Below are 12,475 nucleotides of genomic sequence, written 5' to 3'. Positions count from 1 at the left end.
AAATCAAATGATTAATGAAGCCGATCTAGTTGTAATTGGTGAATATGGAGGTCTTGACTCTAAGTGGAATATGGCACGTAATCCAAGTAATCCATCGGAAGAGGACAAAGAAAACTATGTTGAAGGACATCTATATAATTTCAACATTTCCGAAACAATTAAAGGTGTGAATGAAAATAAACAAATAAAAATCAATCATCGTTTTGCTGAAACAGTTAAGCTTGAAGATTCTAATGCAGTTGTTGCACCAGATGGCACAGTTACAAAACAAGCTACTAAGGTAACTACTAAAGAGGTTCAAAATAAGGATCCTTTATATATCGAGCCTAAAGTTAATAAAAAATATATGATGTTTTTGAAGAAAGATCAATTATTTGGAAACTACTACGGAGCAATTGAACCATTTGCAATTACTTTTGATGAAAATAACAAAGCTGATCTTCAAACAAACATAGAAACTATTAATGAAAGTAAAATGTCTTCCAAGGCAGAAATTGCAGGTAAAACAATTGTATTGAAAAATGAAATACATGAAACTATTACTGACAATATTAGCGGTAAGACCCTTAATGAATTAAAAGATCAAGTAAAACAAAATACTAAGTAATAACCATAACTTATAATAATTTATCCTAATTCATACGATAGTAAAAATTAATTTATTAAAGTTATCATAAATTAAATACAAACTATCTTGAACTACCCCTACTTCCACATCGTTTAGAATTTTGGGATGAATGTCATGAAATAATAAAAAAGAAAGGGCTTATCTTTAAGTAATCCTTAACATAAGCCCCTCCTTCTATCTAATTATTTAAACACATTCGTTTCCATCACTCTATACAGCAATTTCTATAACAATGGATTACCTATTTCAAATAGTGAAAACTACAAATTAGTTGAAAAATTAAATGTTTATGCAGTTGGTTGGACTGCACTATTACCAACAATTGCGGTTATGCATATAATTGAAAAATAGTTCATTTCTAAATTTATAATGTGGCTACACTGAATATTATATAAATGTAGATATAAGACACTTCACTACACTAAAAATATATCTCCTCCTCATATGGTTAAAAGGACAACAGATAGGCTCTTATGCTATTACACATAAGAGCCTATCTGACTAGTATTATAAACAACTATTTATATAAAAGTCTTTCATACTAAATAAAAGATATCTCTACAATTATTCTGGGAAAATGAAGCTAGAGTTCCCTTCACTATTAGCTGAATCCTCTTTTGGGAATGTAATAGTAGATCCTTCATTTCCCTTATTTCCATTATTTATTTCTTGTTCCTCAGGAAACACAATGGAAGAATCATTACTTAAATTTGGTGAAAAACCAAGTTTAGATAAGATGGCTTTTAAGTCAGGTAACACACCAATTTTATCGGTAGTTGGATCATTAGATTTCGTTCCAGTACTAGAATCACTTAAAATATCCCTTAGCTGGCTTGGTGTATATACTTTCCCCTGATTATTTTTTGCGATCCCTTGAATTGATGCAGCAGCACCAGCAATAATAGGTGATGCACTAGACGTTCCGCTAAAGCTAGATGTATATAGATTTGTCATAAATTCACTTGGCTTTGCATCTGTTGTGTCTACTGCATTTCCCCACCCATAAACATCCACTCTACTACCGTAATTAGAGAAATATGAACGTTTATGAGGGACCCTTGCAGAAGCTGCCCCAACCATAATTGCCCCTGAATCTTTAAAATCAGGACTATTACGATTTAAAACTTGTTTACCATTACGGTCTCTAAATTGATCCAAATCATTTCCGCCGTTTGCACCTGCTTCAATAATAATAATTCCCTTATTTGCTCCTATACGAATTGCATCAAATATATCTGGTTTTACTTCTACAGGAAGATAGTTCTTATCTCCATATCCATCATATGTTGCTTGGGCTTCTAATAAAAGGATATCTCCAGCTTGCATATGGTTAACTGCACTTAATATAGCATCTGCTGTATTATATCTACCGTTATCTCTAATCTGGGATACAACTTTTACCTTAGCTTTTGGTGCAATCCCAATTCCGCCTATGTTATTATCTTCTGCCGAAACAATCCCTAAGACTGAAGTACCGTGATCATGGTGTTCACTCTTATTCTGTCCTGATATCAATTCGATTTTCTGATTCACTAAATCTTCATGAGTAAATAACCAGCCATACTCCATATCTACAAAAGTTGTTCCTTTTCCATCTCCACCTTTTATACCCCAGGCATAAGGTGCATTGATTCCTAATGGTGCTGGTTCAAGGTAACCTTGCCTTGTAAGTCTAGGCTCATCATATGGATTAACAGATAAATTTGGTAAACGCTCTTCTGGTGGTGCTTCTTCTTCCTGTAAATATGCCGTTTCAACAAGAGATGATTTCTCAAATTTTACAAGTAATGCTTGTACATCAATATTACCTTGGGTTTCTACAATATAATAGTTTAGCAAATTAGAAGAAATATGATCCGAGTCTTTTATTTCTTCACCTAAATTTTTAATTTCTGTAGGGTTTAAAGAACTAAAAAGTCGATTTATAGTTATATTTGGGTATTCGGCTAAAATTTTAATTAATTCAGGGTCTTGTTTTTCTTCTTTAATAAATTTTTCTACCCCATCCTGATATGGTAAATTTGCTTCATTTTTAAATTTCAAAATTAATTGTTTAGTAACTTGCTTATGTACAGTAGAATTCAATTGCTTATTTGAATAATTGTAAGTAGCGGCGTAGGCAACTTCTGATTTTTCGCTTGGAAGTATACCACCTACCCCATTAAATGCTGTTAACGCAATTGAAGAAACTAGAATTCCCTTAAAAATTTTCAAAATGTGCACCTCTTTTAATTTATATATAATTATAAAAAAATGTATATTACCTAACTTCTTTTCTTATACAAACGTCTTAAATGTAGGCTTATATTTTCAACTCCATTCATTTTTTAATAATTGCTTATACATCACTAATACAACTAATTCAGGTCATCAAATCTATTAATTCAGTTACTCAACTGTAACTATTATAGTTACAGCTATAGTGAATAGTCAACCTTATTTTTTATGCAATTTCGCATTTTTAAAAATACATACTTCTATTAATTTGCTCCTAATTATCTTAAGAGAAGTTGAGCTTCTATCATTTTAAGTACTTACATATATATAATAAAAAGCATATAAGGGGGATGGAAACGTGGTAATTTCAAGACAAGATTCCTGGACTAACGATAACGATTTACTCCTTGCAACAATAGTGCTTCAAAATATTCGTAACGGCGGAACACAATTAGCTGCATTTAAAGAAGCGGCTAAACCATTGGCCAGAACTCCTGCTGCTTGCGGATTTCGTTGGAACTCTTACTTGCGAAAACAATACGAAGAAGAAATACAACAGGCAAAACAAAATCGAAAAGTGGAAAATAACATTTCTCCCTCCCAACAAAAAAAGAAACAAACTCTTTATCTATTAACTTAGATGACATTATTTCATTTCTACAAAATTATAAAGAAATGGATGAATTGACAACTTTACAAAATCAAATTGAATATTTAGAAGCAGAGAAACACTCTCTTTCGCAACGTTTAGCTATGTATGAAGAAGAGTATAGTATGTTACTTAATCATATCGATAAGACAAGAAATTTAATTGTAGCCAAGTGAACTACCCGCCACTTAACGTCCTAACGGACTGTTTGAAGTGGGGGCTTCTCGGTTAGTCGTTACTTTTGGTAGCTAACGAATTCGTCCTAAGACAGCCGAGCTAACTCCCTTGTTCCAAGGGTTATTTTATTGCTATCTATGCTAACGCTAATAGGCGTATTGCTTCATTTTTGATATTAATAGCTGCGTTATAATCTCTATGGAGATTTACACCGCATATACAAGAATAGACTCGCTCAGATAATGACATATTTTTCACGTTTCCACAACTGCTACATGTTTTTGTGGAAGGAAACCATTTGTCTATTTTCACAAGCTGTTTGCCTTGTTCATTTAGTTTATAAGCTAAGAAAGAAGTGAACATACCCCAAGCATTATCAGCGATGCTTTTTCCAAAATGAAGTGCTTGCGATATTCCCTTCATATTTAGATCTTCAATAGCTACAACATCAAAATGAGTAGCTAACTCTTTAGACTTATGATGAAGGAAGTTCTTACGTTGGTTTGCTACTTTTTCATGCAGCTTAGCTACACGGATACGTTGTTTATTCCAACGCCCTGAACCTTTTGTACGTCTTGATAATACTCGTTGAGCATTTGCTAATCGGTCTAACATTTCACGATAGAACTTAGGATAATTGGCTCTCTCATCCTCAGAACTGACGTATAATTGATTCATCGCAAAGTCTAATCCAACAACTGTTTCTACTTCCTTTTGTACGATCTCTTTTTCGTATTCAGTCAAAATGGACACATAGTATTTACCAGTAGGTGTCATAGAAATCGTACATGACTTGATTATATGGTCTTGTGGTATTTCTCTATGCAGTTTGATACGTACCATTTTCAGTTTTGGCAATTTGATATGACCGTTAAGCAATATAATATTTCCGTTCACTACATTCGTTGTATAAGACTTTCTGTCTTTTTTGCTTTTGAATGTTGGGAAGTCATTTTGACCACTAAAGAAATTTTTATAGGCAGTTTGCAAGTTTAGTTGAGCATTTGCCAAAGCTAATGAATCAACTTCTTTTAACCACTCAAATTCTGATTTGTATTTTGCAGGAGTGGGGAGCTTTTGTTTCTTTAGTTGATCCTTATCATCTTTATGTTTTTCATACGCTTCTTTCCGTTCAGCTAACATTCTGTTATACACGAAACGTACACAACCGAAGGTTTTACGCATAAGATGTGCTTGGTCTTCTGTTGGATACAAACGGAATTTATATGCTTTATTCTGCTTTGTCATATCATTTCACCTCACTTTTCACTTTGATTCTCAATATATGTTTTTACTACGTCTATTGGCGAACCACCAGTAGTTAGCAAGCAAAAACTTCTTGACCAAAACATCTCTTTCCAAAGTTTCTTTTTCACTTGTGGAAAGTCTCTTTTAATAAGTCGAGAACTTGCACTTTTATAAGCATTGATGAATTTTGTCATTTCTGTATTAGGGTGTGCCTTGAACAAAATATGAACATGGTCTACATCATGATTCCATTCAACTAATGTGATGTTATAGTTTTCAGATAGTCGAACAAACATATCTTTTGCATAGTTTGACATATCATCATCAAACACATTTCTTCTGTATTTCACGACCAACACAAGGTGATAATACAACAAGAATACTGAATGGTTATTACTATCTAATTTCATTTATATACCAGCCTTTATAATTTATAAGACTGATTATATCAGAGGCAAAATAAAAAGGAAAACCTTTTGGCTACGCCAAACCGAAATTCATCTCCCACCTACCGTTAGGCTACACCCTTCACACGCTTGAGGAAGGAGAATTCTTTCGGGAAATTCGTTAAAAAACTGTATTGTTCTAGGATAGAAAACACTTTTTCTTGGTAAGCATTTAAATTTTTTTGACCAGTAGCTTTATACAAAGGACTGTTTGCAGGTTTTGTTCCATTATAAGCCATAACGGAGAAGTACCAGTTTTCGATTACTTCTAGTCCAGCAGCTTTTACTTTAGGTAGATCTGTTCGCTGATACATGCTACGAAGAACTTTAACACCTGCTTCAATATTATAATTAATATCATATTTTAACTTTTGTTGATCGAACTGAGGTTGATTGGTAATTTGCATAATCCCAATTCCACCATCTTGTGCTATGATTGGCTGGCCGTTTCCATCAAATTGTTTCCATCCACTTTCTTGTGTAGCTACAGCTTTTACAACTTCAGGAGGAAAATTTTCTTTTAATACTGCGTTCGTTAGTAGGCAATTTATGTGCTGGCGAGAGGGATTTTGGTTAGGCTTAATTTCACCATATGGCTCACACGTAGATGCAGCAGAGACATCTTCATACGACCAGCAAAATATCATGAAGCAAGCCAATATCCCTACTCTTAGTAATTGTACTTTCATTCTAGTATTCTCCAATCTATTTAATAATTTATAGTTATACACATTTTACCGTAAAATATTGCTAATATTCTATATTTTAAGAACCCATAGGGTCAATCACGAGAGTGGTAATGGGACACCGCGGTCTTGCAAGTCGGCGATAGCAGAAATGGATTTCGCCTTTGGTAGCAAGAATCCTACTAACGTTAGTCAACTTGCCTCTCTAGGAATAGAAGTTTCAATTTAAATAATGCGTTCTGAGACACTACTCTTCTTCTAAAATAGCGTAATAATATTCATCCCACCATTCATTCCCATGTGGTATACATTTCCTAAAATAGCCTTCTCTTCTCATTCCAATCTTCTCCATCACTCGATACGATGGGATATTTTGTGGCTGACATGTAGCGATAATCCTATGTAATTTCATTTCCTTAAAGCCATATTTCAATGTAGCTTGTGCTGCTTCAGAAGCATATCCTTTATTGCAGTATTTTGGATTGAACACCCAACCAATCTCATAAGTATGCTCACCAAAATATTTATGAAATACTATATGACCAATCAGGATATCTTCATCTATTAATACCACAGGAAAGTTCTTAGCGTTTTTACCAATGTTTTCATTCACAAAGTTCCTTGTATCTTCTTCAGTAAAAACCCCTTCAGGTATGTATTTCATAACATTGATATCTGATGTATACTCATAGACAGCTTGCCAATCTTTGAACTCAAATTTCCGTACTAATAATCTTTCTGCTTTTACAAACATGTACTTTTCCCCCTCAAAAAATTGCAATTATATTTTAAATCCATATATAACCCTTAAAACAAAAAGAACCTGTAGGAATCTCTACAAGTTCTTTTTAGTTTAAGATGAATATACGGGGCAAACAAACTATCTTACAGATTCATCATAGAAACTACAGGGGTAATGCTTTGACAAATACATTATATAACAAATATTAACATCTACAGATTTTAATTTTGAAAATTATGTGAATTAAGAACAATAGTAACTTTTTTCTTAACTATTATTAATTTCATTTACTACTAACTTCTTTTTACTTAAATAAACTGCTCGATCTGATATTTTTGCAACTTCTTGTGAATGCGTAACAACAATTACACATTTATTCTCTTGATGGGCGAGCTCCTGAAACAGCTCAATAATCTCTTTCGCTGTTTCTCCATCAAGGTTTCCTGTTGGTTCATCAGCGATTAGTAAATCGACATTACAAGATAGTGCTCGAGCAATTGCTACACGTTGTTGTTGCCCGCCACTTAATTGCAAGACATTTCGTTTTGCTTCTACTTCTGTGAGCCCTACCTTTTCTAATAATTCTAATGCCCTTGCTTTTTTATTTTGTACCTTCACACCTGTAATTTCCATTGCCGTTAATACATTTTGAAGAGCAGTCATATAGGTAATCAAATTATAAGATTGGAAAATTACAGATACATGTTGATTACGGTATCGATCCAAGCCAATTTTTCTAATATCCTTGCCGTTATACAGTACATAACCATTTTTAGGTATATCCAGCCCACAACCTAAGCTAAGAGTTGTAGTTTTACCAGATCCAGATGGTCCTAAAATCGTGTAGAAATGCCCTTTTTGAAAAGAAAAATTCACATTATCTAGTATCGTTACCTTTTTTCCGTTACTTTCATAATAATAATCTAAGTTTTTAAATTGTAAAATTGTCTCCATATCGAGCCTCCTTATTCATCTTTTAAAAGAATTTGTTTTGGATTTAAGCGTAGAATAGATAATGCCGGAAGAAGCGTTGCTAATATAGCAATAGTCAGTCCAATCCCCCCCATTTTCCCTAAATCCTCTCCTGTTACACTTACATCAATTTTATCTATTGGATCTTCATTTTGGTTTTGTGGAGTACCACCAGCTCCAACCATCATTACACTACCATGTTGTGAATTGTCTTTTTCTTCGCTTGCTGTAGCAATTTCACTCGAAAGTAAGTTATCCCCTACGAATTGAGAAACTTTAGCTCCTGTTGTTAGGGATAATCCAAATGCTAAAATAGCAATACATGCTACTTCTACTACGAACTGCGCCATCAGTTTCCATTTTTTCTCTCCAATAGATAATAAAATCCCCATTTCCTTACGACGCGCTTTAATCGATAACATAATGATTAATCCTAAAATAATCGCACCTGCAATAGATACCATATAGATAATCATTTGAGACGTAGAAGCGATATTTTCTATAGGACCAATCATTTGCTTGTACAATGAATCATGTGCATCTAACTTAAAATAATTAAAATCAATATTAGATTTTTTTGCTTCTTTTTTAAATGCATCAATATACTGTGGATCGTTCAATAAGTACACGACCTGAATGCTACTCATACCTTCATCTGTTTCTAATTTCTTTAAAGTAGAGTGAGGCATATATAGTTTATTAGCTGGATTCATCATAGGAGGGGGATTTTGACCCATTGGTTGCTCATTCGTTTCATAAATACCAATAATTTCAACTTCAAGAGTTTCCTTCTTATCCCCTGATTGAATTTTAACCTTATCTCCCACTTTCAAATTATTTTGTTCCGCTAATCGTTTTTCCATTAAAGTTACATTCTGATCTTGCATCTTTTCTGTAATTGGTTTCCCATCAATGATTTTACTTTTTCCATTTTTAAAACTTTCTTGTAATAAATTCTTGCGAACTCCTTCTATCATAAGAGAAGAATTCATATCTATTTCTGAACCTGAACCTGATCCTCCAACCATTGCAACTCTACCTTTTCCTTTTCCTTCATCTTCTCCTTCTGAAGCTCCTACTAATTTAAATCCATCCGCAATTCCGAAATTATGGGTTATATAATTATAGTCTTTAACATATTTGGACTTCGCTAATTGATCTGTTTCTTTTGTATTGAGCTGCGGCGGATTAGGCGCTTCTCCAGTTTCCCTTGCTTGTTTTCCTAATTTATCAAAATCAAGACCTAAAGTAACATCAGCACCCAGTTTTTTTCTTGCTGAATCAGCAGCTTTTTTTGATGCATTTTGGATTGCGAATCCTGCCAGCACTAAATTTGTAACAATCAGAAAGACCGCCATCAAAATTAATGATGTTCCTATTCTTTTTTTCATACTGAGAATTGCACGTTTTATAAAATTCATTTTTCCTAACCTCCTTGATAGTTGTTATTCTAAATACACTATCTGGAGTTTATATGAAGATATTCAGTAGATTATCTAAAGATATTAGGGCTTATCTGGAGTGCATATGTAGTGATTCGTTAATATAGTCAAAAAAAACTGGAACACAAATTAAAATATGTAATCGATTTTGAACATCGGTAAAGGGTCAGTCCATTTAATGTGGAATGAGGACAAACGGAATAATAAAAGGTATAAAATATTAGTCCCCAACCGATTTACTTGAGGAAGGAATACAAACACAGGATAACTCCCTTTATTTATGTCCCATACAGTACAGGATGAGCTACTATAGCTAGAAAATTAGCCTCCTGCATGGAATAACAATGTGGGCATTCTTTTTGCTTCATCACATTTACCACCTCTGATATATCTAGTACCCACACAAAAAGCACATATAAAAAAACCACCCAAAGGTGGCTATATTTTTAAGCGGTACTTGTTTAATCCACTAATTTCACGTTTTTTGTTAGTTTTTCACCATTTCGATAAACTGTTACTTTAATTGTATCCCCCAATTTTTTCTTTTCATATAAATATTTACGGAATTGAACGACATTTTCTATTTTTTGTCCATCTAATGCAATTACAACATCATATTGTTGTAATCCACCTTTTTCTGCTGGTGATTGGTTTGAGATATTCCTCAATACTGTACCATTCGATATCTCTTTTGGTAATTTTAATTGATGGCGTGCAGAATCTGTCATTTTCTCCACATCTAATAACTGTACACCCATCATCGGACGTTTAACTGTTCCATCTTTCTCAAGAGACTCTAGGATCGTTTTGGCTATATGAATCGGAATTGCAAATCCAATTCCTTCAACAGCTTGTTGTGCAATTTTACTCGAATTAATTCCAATGACTTCACCCTGTTCATTAAACAAAGCTCCTCCACTATTTCCAGGATTAATAGCTGCATCTGTTTGAATTACCTGTGCTTGCCAATCAACTTGTTGATTTCCGAGGGTACTAACAGGTATTTCTCGTTCCTTGCTACTAATAATCCCCTTTGTTACACTACCTTCTAGCCCCAATGGATTCCCAATGGCTATCACCGTTTCCCCTGTACGAATTTTTTCTGAGTCTCCAAGTGTTGCGACTCTTTTTACATCTGCCCCGTCAATTTCTAATACCGCTAAATCTAATAATGGATCTGTCCCTACTACTTTAGCGGGAACCTTTTTACCATTATTCAATTTTACTTCTACTTTATTCGCACCGTCTATCACATGATTATTTGTAACAATGAAAGCCTTATTGCCGTTTTTTTTATATATGACCCCTGATCCCGAACCAGCTTCTTCTGATTGATCTTGCGTATTAAATGAATCTGCATTTTGTTTATAGTTAATGACACCTACGACAACTTCTTTTGCAGATTCAATCATATTTTGAGGATTGCTCACATCTTCTGGTTTGTAAGAGATCGGCGTAGCCTGATTTACTTCGTTATGCTTAGGAGATTGACCTGCACTTCCTTTGATTTCATTTATATAAGGGATGGTCAATCCAATGGTAATTGCACCAATCACTGCACCAATTATTCCCGTGAAAAAATACCCTGTTTTTTTATAAGCTTTATTCCTATTGCTTTCTGTTTGATTTGTATCATAGTGTCCCATTGTGAACATCCCTTTCTCCTTTAATTTACAATTGAATATTTTTATCTTGATATTTGAAATAAGATGTATGAATGTAATATTTAAGAATCACCATTTCAAAAAAAAAAAAATTTACCTTTAGACATGGTTTAAACATAAATCAACTGTTTTTTCGTAGAGGTAACATTATATTTGAAATTTCCTATGAATATATGTATAACGATATTCAAACCCACTTCGAGCTTGTCTCTAAAAAAAGAGCCTATTCGGCACTCAACAAATAGAGTATTCAATGTACATAGTAGCATGCGTGTTTATACAGGTGTTTTGCAAAAAGCGGAAACAAGGGACAATCAACATCCATTAGATTATTTATTCTTTTGTTATAAACTTAGACCCTAGCATTCTCGTGAGAATGGATGGTAATAGGTTTGTGTGTAAATAAGAAGGAAGGGATAAAATTTGATAGATTGTGTAAGTCGTCAACATCATGTATCATTCCTTTCTTTTTGGTACATGTATCATACAAACTTAATCTGTATTCTATATGGAGTTAATCTAGAGTTATAGTAAAGATTTTCAGTATCTAGTTATTGAACACAAAAATAGAGAGAATCCATTTGATCCTCCCTATTTTTGTTCACTAGACTTATATAGCTTTCTTTTATTTACACTTGTGTATTTATTTAAGTACGGTGCTGATTTCAATTTTTGTTTTTCCTCTTTGATGCGTCTATTATTCGAATGAGGAACCATCCACAGTTGTACATCTAATAAAGAAAGAATGATGTTTGCTTCCAGTGACATCTTAATTACCTCCCTCTGTCTTGTTATGTATATAACCTATCTCATGCATCTGGAGCTGACTTGAAATACATGTAGTTTTCTTGTGAAGTTTTTATAGTGTTTCTAATACGTCTCCACATCAACTCCAGATTGGCAGGTTATAATGACTACAAGAGGTGATATTATGAAGAACTATCACATTCTGGTGGTAGAAGATGATCAAGAAATACAAGAATTAATCAAACAATTTTTAATGACACAACAGTATAAAGTTATAGTTGCATCAGATGGATTAGAGGGCATGAAACAATTTAATAAGCAATCCTTCGATTTAATTCTTCTAGATGTGATGATGCCAAACCTAAATGGATTTAAAGTTGCCAAAATGATTCGAAGTCAGTCAAATATACCAATTATTATGCTAACTGCGCTAGAAGAAGAACAAGATCAAATGAAAGGATTTGATCTTGGAATCGATGATTATATTACGAAACCTTTTTCTTTTCATGTTTTGATGAGACGAGTCGAAGCAGTACTGAGAAGAAGTAATAATCAAAGTACGGATAATCATTTTGTATTTAGAGAACTACATGTCGATGGCGATGCATATAAAGTATATGTAAATAAAGTTGAAGTTCCCTTAACGACAAAAGAATTTGAAATTTTGCAACTACTACTTCAAAATGAAAAAAAGGTACTCACAAGAGAAAATATCGTAGAAAAAATTTGGGGATATGAGTATGCCGGAGACACACGAATGATTGATACGCATATGAAAAACATACGAAAAAAATTAGATATACCCTATATTAAAACAGTAAAGGGCATTGGTTATAAAATCGATGAATAGGATTGTC

11 protein-coding genes and 2 pseudogenes are annotated in these 12,475 nt (G+C 33.4%); 4 read left to right on the top strand and 9 right to left on the bottom strand.

Going from position 1 to position 12,475, the window contains the following annotated elements; all coding sequences use genetic code 11:
* Positions 1-607 (top strand): cardiolipin synthase (locus F0362_RS28540; RefSeq protein WP_149890172.1); only part of this gene is annotated, 607 nt, incomplete at its 5' end.
* A 258-nt stretch (positions 608-865) separates the two neighbouring features.
* Positions 866-979 (top strand): annotated as a pseudogene (locus F0362_RS31120) (DUF3221 domain-containing protein); the annotation flags it as partial.
* 213 nt (positions 980-1,192) lie between these two features.
* On the opposite strand, the gene F0362_RS28530 reads toward F0362_RS31120, so the two are convergent.
* Entirely contained in the window at positions 1,193-2,842 is a 1,650-nt protein-coding gene (locus F0362_RS28530) for a S8 family peptidase (RefSeq protein WP_149890171.1), read from the bottom strand.
* A 361-nt stretch (positions 2,843-3,203) separates the two neighbouring features.
* Between F0362_RS28530 and F0362_RS28525 the strand changes: the two are divergent.
* A pseudogene (locus tag F0362_RS28525) lies at positions 3,204-3,670 on the top strand (RsfA family transcriptional regulator).
* A gap of 136 nt (positions 3,671-3,806) precedes the next feature.
* Here the strand turns inward: F0362_RS28525 and F0362_RS28520 are convergent.
* The 8 genes from F0362_RS28520 to F0362_RS30690 form a co-directional block, all read right to left on the bottom strand.
* Positions 3,807-4,919: an RNA-guided endonuclease TnpB family protein gene (locus tag F0362_RS28520; protein ID WP_061531667.1), complete on the bottom strand. Its 1,113-nt coding sequence runs from the start codon at positions 4,917-4,919 to the stop codon at positions 3,807-3,809.
* An 11-nt stretch (positions 4,920-4,930) separates the two neighbouring features.
* Complete coding sequence (gene tnpA, locus F0362_RS28515) at positions 4,931-5,329, bottom strand: IS200/IS605 family transposase (protein WP_061531668.1); 399 nt, start codon at positions 5,327-5,329, stop codon at positions 4,931-4,933.
* Between the two features lie 104 nt (positions 5,330-5,433).
* Positions 5,434-6,054, bottom strand: a complete 621-nt coding sequence (locus F0362_RS28510) for a lytic transglycosylase domain-containing protein (RefSeq protein ID WP_149890170.1) — start codon at positions 6,052-6,054, stop codon at positions 5,434-5,436.
* Positions 6,055-6,298: 244 nt separating this feature from the next.
* Positions 6,299-6,805 (bottom strand): GNAT family N-acetyltransferase, encoded by a 507-nt coding sequence (locus F0362_RS28505; protein ID WP_149890169.1) that lies wholly within the window; start codon positions 6,803-6,805, stop codon positions 6,299-6,301.
* Positions 6,806-7,060: 255 nt separating this feature from the next.
* Positions 7,061-7,747 (bottom strand): ABC transporter ATP-binding protein, encoded by a 687-nt coding sequence (locus F0362_RS28500; RefSeq protein WP_000447838.1) that lies wholly within the window; start codon positions 7,745-7,747, stop codon positions 7,061-7,063.
* Between the two features lie 11 nt (positions 7,748-7,758).
* Positions 7,759-9,186 (bottom strand): ABC transporter permease, encoded by a 1,428-nt coding sequence (locus F0362_RS28495; protein ID WP_149890168.1) that lies wholly within the window; start codon positions 9,184-9,186, stop codon positions 7,759-7,761.
* Positions 9,187-9,668: 482 nt separating this feature from the next.
* Positions 9,669-10,862: a S1C family serine protease gene (locus tag F0362_RS28490; protein ID WP_149890167.1), complete on the bottom strand. Its 1,194-nt coding sequence runs from the start codon at positions 10,860-10,862 to the stop codon at positions 9,669-9,671.
* 600 nt (positions 10,863-11,462) lie between these two features.
* On the bottom strand, positions 11,463-11,639 hold the full coding sequence (locus F0362_RS30690; protein WP_172624236.1) for a hypothetical protein: 177 nt from the start codon (positions 11,637-11,639) through the stop codon (positions 11,463-11,465).
* Positions 11,640-11,802: 163 nt separating this feature from the next.
* Between F0362_RS30690 and F0362_RS28485 the strand changes: the two genes are divergently transcribed.
* Positions 11,803-12,468 (top strand): response regulator transcription factor, encoded by a 666-nt coding sequence (locus F0362_RS28485; RefSeq protein WP_149890166.1) that lies wholly within the window; start codon positions 11,803-11,805, stop codon positions 12,466-12,468.
* Positions 12,469-12,475: the final 7 nt, after the last annotated feature.

Source organism: Bacillus sp. BS98 (assembly GCF_008432245.1).
In the GTDB taxonomy this organism is placed as follows: domain Bacteria; phylum Bacillota; class Bacilli; order Bacillales; family Bacillaceae_G; genus Bacillus_A; species Bacillus_A toyonensis.
Note: the sequence above shows the minus strand (reverse complement) of the source record. Positions and strands in the feature narration are given on the sequence as shown.